The organism is Streptomyces sp. NPDC029296 (assembly GCF_055569255.1).
Window position 1 is genome coordinate 16,426 of record NZ_JBVHXT010000017.1, and the last position, 15,431, is coordinate 31,856.

Sequence of the window (15,431 nt, forward strand, 5' to 3'; positions counted from 1 at the left end):
TCCGTCACGGCCGGCAGCCGTCCGGACGAGAGGCAAGGTGCCCCGACCGCCCCGGCGCAGCGCCATGCTGACCCCGCCGGGTTGTTGACGACGGCAACGGGTGAAACTACTTTTCACCGCATGGATGAAGGCACGAAGGAAACTTTCCTTCCGTGAGTGTGCGTCAGCTCGACCTGCTGGTGGTCGTCGTCTACCTCGTGGCGATCGCCGTGATCGGACTGCGTCTGGCCGGACGGCAGAAGACGGCCAAGGACTACTTCGTCGGTGAAGGCCACATGCCGTGGTGGACCGTCTCCTTCTCCGTGGTGGCCACCGAGACCAGCGTGCTCACCGTCATCAGCCTGCCGGGCGGCGCCTACGGCGGACAGGGCTTCGGCAACGTCGAACTGGCCCTCGGCTACGTCATCGGACGCGTCGTCGTGGCGACCCTGCTCATCCCGCTGTACAAGCGGGGCGGCTTCGTCAGCGCCTACCAGTACCTGGGCGGCAGATTCGGGCCGAGGCTCCAGGGACTCGCCTCGGTGACCTTCGTCTTCACCCGGTTGCTCGCCGAAGGCGTCCGGCTGTTCGCCTCCGCCATCCCGATCAAACTGCTGCTCGACGAGTTCGGTGCCCACGCGAGCTACCGCCTCATCATCATCGTGCTCACGGCGATCACCGTCGTCTACACCTACCTCGGCGGCATTCGCGCGGTCATCTGGACGGACGCCATCCAGATGGGCCTGTACCTGGGCGGCGCCCTCCTCGCCATCGGCGTGCTCGCCGCCCACGTCGGCGGCGACGGCGTGCGGCGCGCCCTGGACGCGGGCCGGTTCCGGCTCTTCGACACCGACTTCGGCCCGGCGCACATCCTCACCAGCCCGTTCGCCCTGCCCACCGCGATCATCGGCGGCGCCATCTTCGCCATGGCCAGCCACGGCTCCGACCAGCTCATCGTCCAGCGGGTCCTGGCCACCCGCTCACTGCGCGACGGCCAGAAGGCCATGATCGCGTCCGGTGTCTTCGTCACCCTCCAGTTCGCCGCCTTCTCCCTCGTCGGCGCGCTGCTGTGGTCCCACAACCAGGGCAGGACCTTCCGGGAACTGGGCCTGACCAGCTCCGACAACCTCTATCCGGACTTCATCCTGCACGGACTGCCCGTCGTGGTCTCCGGCCTGCTCGTGGCCGGCATCCTCGGCGCGGCGATGGGCTCGCTGTCCTCCGCGCTCAACTCCATGTCGAACTCGACCGTCGCCGACATCATCCACAGCTTCTTCCGGAGCGTGCCCACCGAGGAGTTCCTGCTGCGGCTCGCCCGGCTGATGACCCTGGTGTGGGCGGTGCTGATGGCCCTGTTCGCCTGCGCGTTCAGCACCAGCACGGGCAACGTCTACCTCACCGGCCTGACCATCGCCGGGTACACCTACGGCGCGCTCCTCGGCGCGTTCCTCCTCGGGCGGCTCGTCCGGCGGGCGCGCGAGGCAGACGCCGTCGTGGCGTTCCTGGCGACGGTCGGCGTCATGACGTACCTCGTGCGCGGCGTCAGGATCGACGTCGGCGTGGACGGCACCACCGTGCCCACCGCGATCGCCGCCCAGTGGCTCGTCCCCCTCGGGGTGGCCGTCACCCTCGCCGTGGGCGGCCTGACCAGCCTCTTCCGCCGGGCACCCGGGAGCGCCCCGGCCCCGCTGGACGACGGCACCGACCGTACGACGGCCACCGTGGCCCCCGAGTGACCGGGCCGGCGCCCGGCATCGCGACGCCCCCCCGGGAGGAGCCATGCACCAGCCACAGCCGGCAGCGCCCGGCAGGGAGGCGCCGTGCGCGTGATCGGACTGATGTCGGGCACCTCGTTCGACGCCATCGAGGCCGCCGCGGCGGACCTCGCCCTGGACGACGACACGCTCCTCCTACGGCCCCTCGGACACCTCTCCGTCCCCTACCCGGACGAACTCCGCGACCTCATCGCCACCGCCCTGCCGCCCGCCGGCACCACCACGCGGACCGTCTGCGTCCTGGACACCGGCATCGGCCAGGCCTTCGCCGGTGCGGCGACGCGCGCCCTGCGCGAGCTGTGCGCCGGCCGCGCCGACCTCGTGGTCTCACACGGCCAGACCCTGCACCACTGGGTGGAGGACGGCGCGGTCCGCGGCACCCTTCAACTGGGCCAGCCCGCCTGGATCGCCGAGGCGACCGGACTCCCCGTCGTCTCCGACCTGCGCAGCCGGGACGTCGCCGCCGGCGGACAGGGCGCGCCCCTGGTCGCCCTGACCGACACCCTGCTGCTGTCCGGCCTGCCCGGCACCCCCGCCGCGCTCAACCTCGGCGGCATCGCCAACATCACCGTCCTCGCGCCCGGCGCCGCACCGCTGGCCTTCGACACCGGCCCCGCCAACGCCCTGCTGGACGCGGCCGTCCACCACTTCACCGACGGCGCCGCCGCCTGCGACGAGGACGGCCGCCGGGCCGCCGCCGGCCGGGTCAGCCCCGAACTGCTGCGCGTCCTGCTGGACGACCCCTACTACCGCAGGCCCGCCCCGAAAAGCACCGGCAAGGAACACTTCCACCTGCCCTATCTGCGGCGCGCGCTCGACACCGTGCCCGGGCCGGCCGCCGCGGACGTCCTGGCCACGCTGACCCGGCTGACCGCCGTCACCGTGGCGGACGCCTGCCGCGCCCACGGCGTCACCCGGCTCGTGGTCTCCGGCGGCGGCACCCGCAACCCGGTGCTGATGCGCATGCTCACCGAGGAACTGCCGGGCGTGCCGTTGCGCCCCAGCGACGACCTCGACCTGCCGTCGGCCGCCAAGGAGGCGCTGGCGTTCGCCGTCCTCGGCTTCCTCACCGTCCACGGCCTGCCCGGAACCCTGCCCTCGGGCACCGGTGCGCGCCGCGCCACGGTGCTCGGCAGCATCACCCCCGGCCGGTCACCGCTGCGCCTGCCCGAACCCGCCGCACGGCCACCGCGCCTGCTGCGGATCACCGGCTGACCCGGCCGGCGGCGAAGCGCTGGGAGCCCCGCCCGCCCGGGGTTCGTGCCACCCGGGCGGGCGAGGACGAGGCGACCCGCGCGGGGAAGGCCCCGGCGCGGACGGAGGGGATCAGGCCGGCGGGGCGCCCCGGGCGGCCGTGTTGCCGGGGTGCGCCGGGGCGGAGGTGCCCGCGGTGCCGGTGCCTCGGCCAAGACCGCCGGGCTCGCCCAGGGCGGTGCGAGCGGGGCCGGCGGGGAGGGCGGCCCCCGCGGGCGGGCGGCCGGCGTGTGCCTCGGCCGCCCCGGCGCGCTGCCCGGTGCCGAGCTGGCCCGCCAGCCCCAGGATCAGCACGGCGATCCCCGCGGCGATGGCGGACCTCCGCAGGCGTGGCCGGTCCGGTCCGGGCCGGTAGGCGGGCACGGCCCGGCCGGTACGGTGTGTCACGTGCCCTCCTCGTGGCGATCCGCGGATGTGCGGGGCGGAACAGGGGTGCGGACGGGGCCGGAACGGCCCGCCGGACGCCGGCGGGCCGAAGGGCTCACGTCCCGGCGGGGTTCACGTCCCGGCGCAGCGCGGTGCCGGTGTGCCCGCGGTGCCGTTCGCGGTGAAACCGAACGTGGTCCTGGCGCCGGGGGAGAGGGCGCCGTTGGAGGCCGTGCCGCGGACGGTCGCCCGGCCCTGGGCCGTGGTCAGGGTGCCGTTCCACAGACTGGTGACGGTGGACCCGGCCAGGTCCCAGTCGACCGACCAGCCCGTCAGCGCGGCGGAACCGGTGTTCTCCACGGTGACCTCGGCCTGGTAACCGCCCTGCCAGGAGGAGACGGTACGGAAGGCCGCCGTGCACGCGCCCGCCGTCGGGACCGGAGTGGGCGTCGGGGCCGGCTGCGGCGTGCCGTCGTAGGTCAGCCCGTACCCGTACGGGAACAGCGGGCTCTTGCCGTCGCCGTCGTTGACGGGTTGCTGCGAGGCGGCGCGCATCCAGCTCATCGGCAGCTTGCCGGTGGGGGCGTGGTCGCCGAACAGGACGTCGGCGACGCCGGCGCCCTCGGTGCCGGGCAGCCAGGCCGCCAACAGCGCCTTCCAGTCGGGCAGTTGGGCGGCGATGTCGAGCGGCCGGCCGGAGACCAGCACCACGACGACCGGCACCCCGCTCGCCTTCAGCCGGGCGAGGGTCTGCAGATCCTCCTGGTCCAGTCCCATGCCGCCCGTCCGGTCGCCCCGGCCCTCGGCGTACGGGGTCTCGCCGACGACGGCGACGGCGGCGCCGTAGCCGGAGTCGATGCCGTTGCCGTAACGGTCGTAGGTGACCCGGGAGGGGTCGGTGACGGCGGCCCGGATGCCCTGGAGCACGGTGGTGCCCTCGGTGACGGGACCGCTGCGGCCCTGCCAGCCCACGGTCCAGCCGCCGCTCTGGTTGCCGATGTCGTCGGCGGACTTGCCGGCGACGAACAGCCTGGCCGACTTCGCCAGCGGCAGCACCCCGCCGTCGTTCTTCAGCAGCACCTGGGACTCGCGCACCGCCTGCCGGGCCAGCGTCCGGTGCGCCGCCGAGCCGACCGTGCCGGTGAACGACCGGTCGGTGAGCGGGTGTTCGAACAGACCGAGCTGGAACTTCTTGGTGAGGACACGGCGGTTGGCGTCGTCGATCCGGGCCTGCGGGATGCGCCCGGCGGTCACCTCGCCGCGCAGCAGGCCGAGGAACTTCTTGTAGTCGTGCGGGACCATCACCATGTCGACGCCCGCGTTGACGGCCGTGGAGATCTCGGCGCCGGTGAAGCCGCTCTGCCCGTCGAGCTGGTCCACCGCGGCCCAGTCGGACACGACGAAGCCGGTGAAGCCCAGTTCGCCCTTGAGCACGTCGGTGACCAGGTACTTGTGGGCGTGCGACCGGACCCCGTTCCAGCTGCTGTACGACAGCATCACCGAGCCGACGCCGCGGCGCACCGCCTCCTTGAACGGCGGCAGGTGGATCGCCCGCAGCTCGGCCTCGGAGAGCCGGGTGTCGCCCTGGTCCACACCGCCCGTGGTGCCGCCGTCGCCGAGGTAGTGCTTGGCGGTGGCCAGCACCGACGCGGGCTCCGAGCCGAGGGTGTCGCCCTGCAGGCCGGTGATGAACGTCGTCATCGCTGACGGCAGTTCGGGCGTCTCGCCGTACGACTCGTAGGTGCGTCCCCACCGGTCGTCGCGGGCGACGCACAGGCAGGGGGCGAAGTCCCAGTCGATGCCGGTGCCCGAGATCTCCTCGGCGACGGCGCGTCCGATCCGCTGGACGAGGGCGGGGTCGCGGGTGGCGCCGAGTCCGATGTTGTGCGGGTAGAGCGTGGCCCCGCGTACCGCGTTGTGGCCGTGCACGGCGTCGATCCCGTAGATCATGGGGATGCCGAGCGGCGTGGTCAGCGCGGTGCGCTGGAGCGAGTCGTAGGTGTCCGCCCAGGTCTGGGCGTTGTTGGGGCTGACGGTGGAGTCGCCCCCGGACAGCACCGAGCCGATGCGGTACGCGGCGAGGTCGGACTGCGGGACGAGGGCGTCCTTCTCGATCTGGGTCATCTGGCCGAGCTTGTCGTCCAGTGTCATCCGGGACAGCAGGTCGTTGACCCGGTCGGCGACGGGCAACGAGGCGTCCTGGTAGGGGAGGGCGGCGGCCGGCGCGGCGGCGGCCCGGTCCGGAACGGCCGCGGCCGGCCCGGAGAGGACCAGGCCCGCCACGCACAGGCCCACGGCCGCCGTCACCCGCCGGCGGGCGGACGGGAAGCGCCTGGCGGCGCCGGCGTGGTGCGGGGACAGTCGCATGCGGGTCCTCTCCGGGAGGCGGGAGGGACGTGCGGGAGGGTCCCGCACGTGGTGGGAGCGCTCCCATCAACGGCTCGGTGGGGACTGTAGAGACAGGGCCGTGCCCTGACAAGGTGATCTGTCGAAGGAATTTCGAACCCGCAGGTCACCGGGCAGGGGCGGGGAGGACCGCGCGGGAGGCGCTCCCGGATGCCCGCCCGGTGCCGGGCCGCCCGTCGTCGCGTACGGCGGCCGGGCCGTCGAACACGCCGGCGTAGGCGGTCATGACGTCGCGACACGGGTGGGACGGCGCCGGGCAACCGTCCGCCGGACCCGTGTGTCTCACTCCCCGACGGCGTGACACTTCGACCGAGGGGGACTTCATGCGACGAACCGCGGCGGCGATGGCGGCGCTCGTGCTGGCGGGGAGCGGACTGGGTCTGGCGACGGTGGCCGCCGGCACCGCGTCGGCGGCCACCGGCCGCGCGACGGCCTGCCCGACCGGCTGGGGCAGCGGTGACAAGGGCGGTGCCGCGGCGGGAGCCGTGCCGCTGGAGGACATACGGACCGGCCGGCACGATTGCTTCGACCGCCTGGTCTTCGACGTGCCCGGCGGCGGCACCCTCGACTACTCCGTGCGCTACGTCGACCGGCTCGCCCAGGCGGCCACCGGCGACCACGTCCCGGTGGGCGGCGGCGCCGTGCTCGACGTCCGGGTGGGGGCGCCCGCCTACGACCCGGCGAGCGGCACGGCCACGTACCCCGCGCGGGCCGGCCGGCCCCTCCCGGGCGTGGACGTCAGCGGTTACGGCACCTTCAGGGACACCCGGTTCGCCGGCAGTTTCGAGGGCGAGACGCAGATCGGTCTCGGCGTCCGCGCCCGCCTGCCGTTCCGGGTGGTCCAGCTGTCCGGCCGGCTCGTGGTCGACGTGGCGCACTCCTGGTAGGACGAGCGTCGCGCGGGGCGCGGGCGGGCGGACAAGCGGGCCTCGTCGGCCGTGGGGCGGGCGGACGAGTGGGCCCCGCCGGCCGTTGCGGGGGCGCGGGCGGACGAGTGGACCCCGCGCGGCCCGCCCCCCGGGACGGGCGGGCCGACGCCTCGCGGGCGCTGGCGCGGGGTAGCCGGAACCTACCCTTCCGGCGGTCGTGAGGGAACCCCCCGACCGCCCGCCGACGCCTTCCGGTCGCCGGGCGGGGGTGACGGCCGTTGCCACCGGCCTCATTACGGGTATATGCCCCCTGATGCCGACAAAGCGGCATCGGCGGTCGGTGTCGGCCCGGGAGGCACGATGAGTCAGCAGCCAGTCCTTCTGCCCTATTCCGACCCCGCCTTCCTGGCGGACCCCTTCCCGCTCTACCGGCGGCTGCGCGAGGAGGGCCCGGTCCGGCGCGCCGTGATCGCCGGCGGTCTGGAAGCCTGGCTGGTCACACGCTACGAGGACGCGCTCGCCGCCCTCGCCGACCCGCGGCTGAGCAGCGATGTCCGCGACGCCTCGGACCCCCGCCTCACCGCCCGGCTGCCCCGCTTCGAGCGCGAGTCGATGATGAGCACCATGCTGCGCTCCGACCCGCCCGACCACACCCGGCTGCGCCGCCTGGTCTCGAAGGCGTTCACCGCGCGCCGGGTCACCGCACTGCGGCCCCGCGTCCAGGAGATCACCGACCGGCTGCTCGACGCGGTGGCACCGGCCGGCCACGCCGACCTCGTGGCGGACTTCGCGCTGCCGCTCCCCGTCACCGTCATCGGCGAACTGCTCGGCGTGCCGGCGGACGACCGGGAGGACTTCCAGCGGTGGACCGACGCCATGCTCGTACGCGGCGAGGGCATGCCCGACCCGGCCGTCGTCGACGAGGCGTGGCAGCGGATGCACGCCTATGTGACGAAGCACCTGGAGACCAAGCGCGCCCGCCCGGGCGACGACCTCCTCAGCGCCCTGATCAGCGCCCACGACGAGGAGCGGCGGCTGAGCCACGACGAGCTGATCGCCATGACGTTCCTGCTGCTGGTGGCCGGGTACGTCACGACGGTCAACCTGATCGGCGGCGGCATCGCCGCGCTGCTCACCCACCCCGGGCAGCTGTCCCTGCTGCGGGAGCGCCCCGAGCTGCTGCCCGACGCCGTCGAGGAGTTCCTGCGCCACGACGGACCGGTCAACCCGGGCATCGCCCGGTTCGCCCGCGAGGACATCGAGATCGCGGGCGTGACCGTCCCGCGCGGGGCCACCGTCGTGATCGCGTCCGCGATCGCCGACCGCGACCCGGACCGCTTCGCCGACCCCGACCGGCTCGACATCACCCGGGGCGACAGCGGCCACCTCGCCTTCGGGCACGGCATCCACTACTGCCTGGGCGCGCCGCTCGCCCGGCTGGAGGGCCGGATCGCCATCGGAACGGTGCTGCGCCGCCTCCCGGGCCTGGCCCTGGCGGTGCCGCCGGCCGAGCTGCCCCGGCGGCCCGGCGGCCTGCGCGGCCCGGCACGGCTCCCCGTCACGTTCACCCCCGGCGGCCGGACCGCCTGACCACGGCGGGGCGGACAGGGGGGGGTGACGGCGGCGGGCCGGGCCGGATCGTGGCGGGACCGACCGGGGGCCGGCCACGGGAACCCGATTGCCGGTGGTGCGCCTTCGCCGGCGGGAGTGCGGCGAGCCGGGGCGCCTGACCATGGCGGACCCGATCACGGTGGTGCGCTGGCCGGTGCCGGTGCCGGTGCCGGTGCCGGTGCCGGTGCCGATGTGGGTGGGGGTGGGGGTGCGGGTGCGGCGGGTCGGGGTGGCCTGATCCCCGCCGGCGCGCCGTCGTCGGCAGGGCCGCGGCGAGCCGGGGCGGCCGGCCTTCGTACGCCGTCGTGCGCGGGTTCGGCGTGCGGGACGCCGGGTCCGCCCATGGGCCGGATGCGGGGTGGCACGACGCGTCTTCGCCGGCGGGTGTCCTCACAAGACCGGTGACATTGCCGGTCCGGTCGTGCCGCGCGGCGCCGACAGTGGCACTGCTCACCCCACTGGCGGAGCCCGCCGGCCGGCCTGTGCGTGCCCTCCGGGCCGGACCGGCGACTCGCCGACGACAGAGAGGACGACTCGTCGTGCAGCACCCGCGCACCAGCACCACCGCACCGGCCCACCGGCCGCGCCCCACCCGTCGTACCGGACGGCTCGCGGCCCTCGCCACGGCGGTCACCGCCGCCGTCGGCCTGACCCTGCTCGGCGGGCCGGCGGCCCACGGTGCGGACAACCCCTACGAGCGCGGCCCGGCGCCCACCGAATCCAGCATCGAGGCGCTCCGCGGCCCGTACTCCGTCGCGGAGACGAGCGTCTCCCGGCTCGCCGTCAGCGGCTTCGGCGGAGGCACCATCTACTACCCGACCAGCACCGCCGACGGCACCTTCGGCGCCGTGGCCGTCTCGCCCGGCTACACCGGCACCCAGTCCTCCATCGCCTGGCTCGGCCCCCGGCTGGCGTCCCAGGGCTTCGTGGTCTTCACCATCGACACGCTGACCACGCTGGACCAGCCCGACTCCCGGGGCAACCAGCTGCTCGCCGCGCTCGACTACCTCACCCGGAGCAGCTCCGTCCGCAACCGCATCGACTCCGGCCGGCTCGGCGTCATGGGCCACTCGATGGGCGGCGGCGGCAGCCTGGAGGCCGCGAAGTCCCGTCCCTCGCTCCAGGCCGCGATCCCGCTGACCCCGTGGAACCTCGACAAGACCTGGTCCGAGATCAAGACCCCCACCCTGATCTTCGGCGCCGACGGTGACACGATCGCCCCGGTCGCCACCCACGCCGAGCCCTTCTACAACACGCTCCCCTCGGCCCTCGACCGGGCGTACCTGGAGCTGAACGGCGCCACCCACTTCACGCCCAACACCTCGAACACGACGATCGCGAAGTACAGCGTCTCCTGGCTGAAGCGGTTCATCGACGACGACACCCGCTACGAGCAGTTCCTCTGCCCGCTGCCGAGGCCGAGTCTGACCATCGAGGAGTACCGGGGCAACTGCCCGCACACCTCCTGACCGACCGCCCCGGACCCGGCGGCGACCACCCCTCGCGGCGGTCGCCGCCAAAGCCGCGCCGGGCCGGCTTCCGGGAACCGGTGCTTGTGCCGGTGCAACGGATCACAGGGGTGCGGACGTACGGCTTCCGCCCGTCCTTACGCGTCAGTAAGGTTTCGGGAATGAGCGGACAGACGACTCCGGGACGCGGTGCCGAGGGGTACCGGCCGGGCCTGGTCGCGACGCTGGGGAAGCGGCTGCGGGAGGGCGGCGCGTGCGTCCTGACCGGTGAGCCCGGCAGCGGTCGCTCGACCGTCCTCGCCCGGATCGCCCGCGCGTTCGACGCCGGGCCCGCCGTGGTCGTACCCGCCCTTCCCGAGCGCTGCCGGCAGCCCCTGGCCGGGCTGCGGGCGCTGTGCGGGGCGGCCGGAGTGGCCGCAGCCGACGCCGCGGGCCCGGCCGGAGACCTGGCCGGCGCGGTGCGGGCGACCGCCGCGGGCGGGACCGTCCTGCTCTGCGCCGACGACGCCGACCTGTGGGATGCCGCCTCCCGGACCGCCCTCGGCCGGCTCGCCGCGCGTCTGTCCCCGGGCTGCGGCATCGCCCTGGTGCTCACCGTGGCCGGACACCGGCCGGTGGACCCGGAGTTCGCCGGGCTCCCGCTGCTGCGCCTCGCCCCGCTGTCGCCGGCGGACGCCGCCGCCCTGCTGGACGACGCCGCGCCGGGGGTCCTCGATCCCCGGGTACGCGACGAGATCACGGCCGCCGCCGAAGGCAACCCCGGCCTGCTGCTCGGCGTGGCGCACCGCCTGACTCCCGCCCAGCTCGGCGGTGTCGCGCCCCTGCCGTGTCCCCTGGTCGACACCGAGACCCTCGCCGCACTGACTGCCCCCTGCCCGACCGGCCTGCCACCGGCCGAACGGGACCTGCTGCTCGTGACCGCGGCGGCCCTCCACGTCTCGGGGGAGCCGACCGCCGAGGCCGGGGTCGTGGGGCGCGCGGTGAGCTGCCTCGCTGACGACGGGCCGCGCCCAGGGCCGCCGTCGGAGCGGCGCGCCGGCGGTGGAGCCGCGCCCGGGCGTGGAGGCGATGCGGTGCCGGGCCCGGGTGCCGGGGGCGGGGCCGTCGGGGGCCGTGGCTCCGGTTCGCCGGGGGAGGTGAGCGGCGAGGGCGGGGCCGGGTCGGACGGCGGTTCCGGTACGGCGTCGGATCCGGGCGTCGGCGCGCTGCCGGAGGCGCTGTTCGCCGCCGGGAGCCGGCTGGGGTTCCGCAGCACGGTGCTGGGCCGCGCGGTGTACGCGGGCGCGTCGGCCGAGCGGCGCCGTGCCGCCCATGAGGCGCTGGCCCGGGCGCTGCCCGACGCGCACGGCCTCCCGGCGCTGCTGCACCGTTCGTGGGCCGTCACCGCTCCCGCCCCCGCGCTCGCCGCCGCCCTCGCGTCCGCCGCGGCGGACCCGGCCTCGGCGGCCCCGCCCGCCCTGCGCTGCACGGCCCACACCCGCGCCGCCGAACTCGCCCCGGAGGGCGCCGACCGCGTCCGGCGGTACACGGCCGCCGCCGAACAGGCGCTGCTGGCCGGTCGGTCGGCCCTGGCGCTGCGCCTGCTCGACACGGCCGGCCGCCGACCGGCCCCCGCGCCGGTACGGGCGCACGCCGAGCTGCTGCGCGGCACCGCGCTGCGCTGGGACGGCCCGGTCGACGACGCCCGCGAAACCCTGCTGCTCGCCGCGGCCCTGTCCGCCCCGCACGACCCGGAGCGGTCCGCCGAGGCCGCCCTGGCCGCCGCGGACGCCGCCTGGTCGGCGGGCGACGTCACCGCGTGCCTGCGCGCCCTGGCCCAGGGCCGCTGGTGGACCGGACCCCACCCGGAGGAACCGCCCGGCGCCGACCCCCTGAACCAGGCCCCGCCCGGGAGCCTGCCCCTGCCCCCCGCTCGGCCGGTGGCCGGGCATCTCGGCGCGGCGGAGGAGGCTCCTGGCGCCGGTCTCGCCGGCCAGGCCCCGCCCGGCAGCCTGCTCCTCCCCGCCGGCCGGCCGCCGGCCGGGCGGGATGACGGCTGGATGGAGGGGCCTCCCGGGGCCGGTCCCGCCGGCCGGACACCACCCGGGAGCCTGCCCACCCCCGCCGGCCGGCCCCTGGCCGGGCGGGAGTTCGGCGCGACGGAAGTCTCCGGTGCCGGCCGGGTGGCGCAGGCATCCCCCGGGGCCCCGTTCCCGCCCGCCGGGGCGCTCACGGCCGAGCGGGACGCCGGCGCGGGGGAGGCTCTCGACGCCGGGTTCGTCGGGCGGCCACCGGCCGCGTCCGCCGGACCCTTCACGGTCGTGCGGCAGCCCGGTGCCGTGGCGGCCGCCCTGCGCGATCACCGCGCGGGAATGCGCGCGGTGCTGCAAGGGCGGTTCGACCGGGCCGCGGCCCCCCTGCGGCGGGTCGTGGAGCGCGCGTGGACGGCGGACGGCCCGGAGGAACTGCTGCGGGCGGCCTCCGCGGCCCTGCTGCTCGGTGACACCGCCGCCGCCCGGCGGGCCGGTGCCCGGGCGCTCGCGGTGGCCCGTACGCACGGGTCCGCCCTGCACGAGGCGCGGGCCCTGGAGTACCTGGCCTACGGCGAACTCCGCGCCGGACGGCACGCGCTGGCCCGGGCGCACGCCGAGGAGGGCCTGCGCAGCGCCTCCCGGACCGGGCAGCGCAACACCGCCGCCCACCACCACGCCGTACTGGCCCTGGCCGCGTCGATCGCCGGCGAGGCGCACACCGTCGCCGAGCACGCGACGGCGGCGATGACCATCGCGCGCCGGCACGGCCTGGCCCAGGCCGCCGCGCTGACCCAGTGGGCGCTGGCCCGCGCCGATCTGGGCCACGGCCGGCCCCGCGAGGCGGCGGAACGGCTCGCCCCCCTGGTCCGGCCCGGCTCGGAACGCGGCCACTTCGCCGTCTGGATGCTCGCCGTACCGTGCTACGTGGAGGCGTGCGCGCTCGCCCGGCAGCCGGAGGGCGCCGGGGACGCGGTCGAGGACTTCGCGCTCTGGGTGGCGTGTGAGGCCGACGCCCAGGCCCCCGCCCAACTGCTGCGCTGCCGCGCCCTGCTGGCCCCGCCCGAGGCCGCCGACGCGCTGTACCGGCAGGCACTGCGCCGGCACGACGAGGCCGCCGGGGACTTCGAACGCGCCCGCACCGAGCTGCTCTACGGCAAGTGGCTGCGCAGACGCCGCCGGCTGCGCGAGGCACGGACCCATCTGCGGGCCGCGCTGATCGGCTTCGAGCGTTGCGGTGCCGGACCGTGGGCCCAGCAGGCGGCGGCGGAACTCCGGGCGAACGGGGTGCTCGGGGCGGCCGGTGTGCTCGGCGCGGACGGACCGGGCGGGGCCGTCCCCGGGAGCGCCCCGGCGCCGGACGGGCTGGCGCGGCTGACCCCGCAGCAGTTGCGCATCGCCCGGCGCGTCGCCCAGGGACTCACCAACCGGGAGGTGGCCCTGAGCCTGTCGGTCAGCACCCGCACCGTCGACTACCACCTGCGCAAGGTCTTCGCCGCCCTCGGGGTCCGCTCCCGGGTGGAACTGGCCCGCCTGGTGGAGCAGGCCGAGCAGACCGTGGGACAGTCCTGAGCGGCTCGCCGCGCGGAATGCCTCCCGCGTCCGGCACGCCGGCGTCCGGCGTGATCGGGCCGCCGGGCCATGCCCATGAGCAGTCGGTCCGTGACCGAGCCGAGGGGCGTGAACGAGGAGAGGGGGAGACCGGTGGCCCGGTCTCCCCCTCTTCCGTCACCGGGCTCAGCGCAGGCGCAGGGCCTCGCGGAGCGTGGTGAACAGGTCGGTCTGGTTGGTGACGCCGAGCACGCGGTAGGCCAGCGGCCCCTGCGCGGCGATGCGGACCTCGGTGCCGGTGTGCTCCTGGGACTGGCCCGGGGTGTTGGTCGAGTAGTTGACCTTCAGCTGCTGGCCCTCGTTGGTCACCAGGGTGGAGGACAGGCCGGGCGGGGTGGCCTCCAGCGGGACGATCTGGCTGGTGTGACCGTGGTCGGCGGTGGTGACGACGAGCGTGTCCGGGTGCTTGGCCGCGTAGGCGCGGGCGACCTTCACCGCGCGGTCGAAGGCGGCGGTCTCGCCGATCTGGCCGCAGGGGTCGGCGGCGTGGTCCTGCTTGTCGATGGAGGCGCCCTCGATCTGCAGGAAGAAGCCGTTCTTCGAGTGCTTCCGCCGCTGCTTGTCCTCCAGCAGCTGGATCGCCTTGGTGGCGGAGTCCGCCAGGCTCGGCGTGCTGGAGGGCCGGTTCGGGTTGGCGGTGACGCAGCGCTGCGGGGCGGTGCCGCCGACGGCGGCCGGCTTGCCGGTCCACTCGACCGGCACGTTCCCGGAGGCGAACAGGCCGAGGACGGGCTTGCCGGACTTCGCGGCCTTCATCGACGCGTCGTCGGTGACGACCTGGTAGCCGAGCTTCTTCGCCTGGTCGGTGACGGTCAGGCCCTTGTACCTGCCGTGGGTGACCTTCTGGTCGAAGCGCTGCTTGCCACCGCCGAAGAGGACGTCCACCTTGTGGTCGACGGACTGCTCGGCGATCGAGCCCGGGCCGCCCGCCGCGATCGTGTCGGCGGGGCACTTGGCCATGTCGGCCGGGCCCTGGCAGGAGCGGTCGGTGACGTGCGAGGCGAGCACGGCCGGGGTGGCGTCGGTCAGCTCGGCGGTGGTGACGCTGCCGGTGGCGTAACCGTTCTTCTGTGCCAGCTCCAGGATGGTACGGACGGCCTTGTCGGAGCCGGGCGTCTTGGAGATGCGGCCGTTGACCGTCTTCACACCGGTCGCCCAGCCGCTGCCGCTCGCGGCGGAGTCGGTGACGTAGTCCGGCGTGCCGTCCTTGTGCACGGCGTACGTGGTGTACTCGCCGGTCAGCGGGAACTTGTCCATGTTCAGGCGGCCGTTGGCGCCCACGGTGTAATCACGGGCGAGCGTGATCTCGGAGTCCCCCATGCCGTCGCCGATCAGCAGGATGACGTTCTTCGCCTTGCCGCCCTTGATGGCGTCCTCGGCCTGCCGCTTGGTGTCGGTCGCACCGGCACCGGTCGTGAAGGCGACGGCGGCGGCGGTGGACGCCACCAGCGCGGTGGCGAGGGTGAGGTGACGGCGGGACGGTCTGTGCATGGAAGCGGCTCCTTGGGGCGTCCCGTCCGGGATGGACGGGCGTCGACGGGGGTCAGCCCATCAGCCGTGGGTGAATCACCGGAAAACCCCTGGTGGGGCGCTGGTTTCGGCTGCGTGGCGCCCGCCCGGACCCGCCGGTGCCGTGGCCGCGGCCCACCGGTGGCGCACCCCGGGGATCCGTTTGCGCCGGTACGGCCCGGGGCTTGACGATCGCCTGCTCCAGCAGCCCCCGCGGCGTGCGTCGCCGTGCGCGGGCCGAGGCCGGCCGGCGGTGAGTCCCGGGCGAGGCATCCGAGGAGGCGTTCGCGCGGCGCGGTGCCCTCGGGAGTGAGCGGGAGCTGCTTGGCGCGACGGTCGGTGGGGTGCGGGCGCCGCTCGACCAGGTGCTGCTTCTCCAGCTTGTCGACGACGAACGTGGCGCCGGAGGGCTCGCGGGCCCATCCGCCCGGACACCTGGCCTGCCCGGCGCGAGGAAGCGCGCCCGGGCCGCCGCCCGGACCGGACACCGCCGGGATCCCGCGCACGGTGTCCGAAATCCAGCGCGTCGTCCCGCGTCCGGTCCCGTCGGCCGCCACCATGGACCCGGCCGTG

9 protein-coding genes and 1 pseudogene are annotated in these 15,431 nt (G+C 75.5%); 6 read left to right on the plus strand and 4 right to left on the minus strand.

The window, feature by feature from the left end; genetic code table 11:
• The first annotated feature begins 158 nt into the window (after positions 1 to 158).
• On the plus strand, positions 159 to 1,715 hold the full coding sequence (locus ACZ4W9_RS16755; RefSeq protein WP_467936509.1) for a sodium:solute symporter: 1,557 nt from the start codon (positions 159 to 161) through the stop codon (positions 1,713 to 1,715).
• Positions 1,716 to 1,799: 84 nt separating this feature from the next.
• A complete protein-coding gene (locus ACZ4W9_RS16760) occupies positions 1,800 to 2,969 on the plus strand; it encodes an anhydro-N-acetylmuramic acid kinase (protein WP_467936255.1) in 1,170 nt (389 codons plus the stop codon).
• A 111-nt stretch (positions 2,970 to 3,080) separates the two neighbouring features.
• Here ACZ4W9_RS16760 and ACZ4W9_RS16765 read toward each other — a convergent pair whose 3' ends face one another.
• On the minus strand, positions 3,081 to 3,395 hold the full coding sequence (locus ACZ4W9_RS16765; RefSeq protein WP_467936257.1) for a hypothetical protein: 315 nt from the start codon (positions 3,393 to 3,395) through the stop codon (positions 3,081 to 3,083).
• Positions 3,396 to 3,506: 111 nt separating this feature from the next.
• Entirely contained in the window at positions 3,507 to 5,741 is a 2,235-nt protein-coding gene (locus ACZ4W9_RS16770; RefSeq protein ID WP_467936259.1) for a glycoside hydrolase family 3 N-terminal domain-containing protein, read from the minus strand.
• A 362-nt stretch (positions 5,742 to 6,103) separates the two neighbouring features.
• Here ACZ4W9_RS16770 and ACZ4W9_RS16775 point away from each other — a divergent pair, with 362 nt between their 5' ends.
• From ACZ4W9_RS16775 to ACZ4W9_RS16790, 4 genes are all read left to right on the plus strand, one after another.
• Positions 6,104 to 6,667, plus strand: coding sequence for an AMIN-like domain-containing (lipo)protein (locus ACZ4W9_RS16775; protein ID WP_467936261.1), 564 nt, complete (start codon positions 6,104 to 6,106; stop codon positions 6,665 to 6,667).
• 342 nt (positions 6,668 to 7,009) lie between these two features.
• Positions 7,010 to 8,239, plus strand: coding sequence for a cytochrome P450 family protein (locus ACZ4W9_RS16780; RefSeq protein WP_467936263.1), 1,230 nt, complete (start codon positions 7,010 to 7,012; stop codon positions 8,237 to 8,239).
• 560 nt (positions 8,240 to 8,799) lie between these two features.
• Complete coding sequence (bdeA, locus tag ACZ4W9_RS16785; protein ID WP_467936265.1) at positions 8,800 to 9,729, plus strand: bis(hydroxyethyl) terephthalate hydrolase; 930 nt, start codon at positions 8,800 to 8,802, stop codon at positions 9,727 to 9,729.
• A 161-nt stretch (positions 9,730 to 9,890) separates the two neighbouring features.
• On the plus strand, positions 9,891 to 13,310 hold the full coding sequence (locus ACZ4W9_RS16790; protein ID WP_467936267.1) for a helix-turn-helix transcriptional regulator: 3,420 nt from the start codon (positions 9,891 to 9,893) through the stop codon (positions 13,308 to 13,310).
• Between the two features lie 165 nt (positions 13,311 to 13,475).
• Here ACZ4W9_RS16790 and ACZ4W9_RS16795 read toward each other — a convergent pair whose 3' ends face one another.
• On the minus strand, positions 13,476 to 14,840 hold the full coding sequence (locus ACZ4W9_RS16795; protein WP_467936269.1) for an alkaline phosphatase: 1,365 nt from the start codon (positions 14,838 to 14,840) through the stop codon (positions 13,476 to 13,478).
• 208 nt (positions 14,841 to 15,048) lie between these two features.
• A pseudogene (locus ACZ4W9_RS16800) lies at positions 15,049 to 15,271 on the minus strand (MarR family winged helix-turn-helix transcriptional regulator); the annotation flags it as partial.
• Positions 15,272 to 15,431 lie beyond the last annotated feature (160 nt).

Excerpts from the sequence above, each read along its gene's own strand:
- ACZ4W9_RS16770 (WP_467936259.1), bottom strand. The coding sequence starts at position 5,741 with ATGCGACTGTCCCCGCACCACGCCGGCGCCGCCAGGCGCTTCCCGTCC.
- ACZ4W9_RS16775 (WP_467936261.1), top strand. The coding sequence starts at position 6,104 with ATGCGACGAACCGCGGCGGCGATGGCGGCGCTCGTGCTGGCGGGGAGC.
- ACZ4W9_RS16780 (WP_467936263.1), top strand. The coding sequence starts at position 7,010 with ATGAGTCAGCAGCCAGTCCTTCTGCCCTATTCCGACCCCGCCTTCCTG.
- ACZ4W9_RS16790 (WP_467936267.1), top strand. The coding sequence starts at position 9,891 with ATGAGCGGACAGACGACTCCGGGACGCGGTGCCGAGGGGTACCGGCCG.
- ACZ4W9_RS16795 (WP_467936269.1), bottom strand. The coding sequence starts at position 14,840 with ATGCACAGACCGTCCCGCCGTCACCTCACCCTCGCCACCGCGCTGGTG.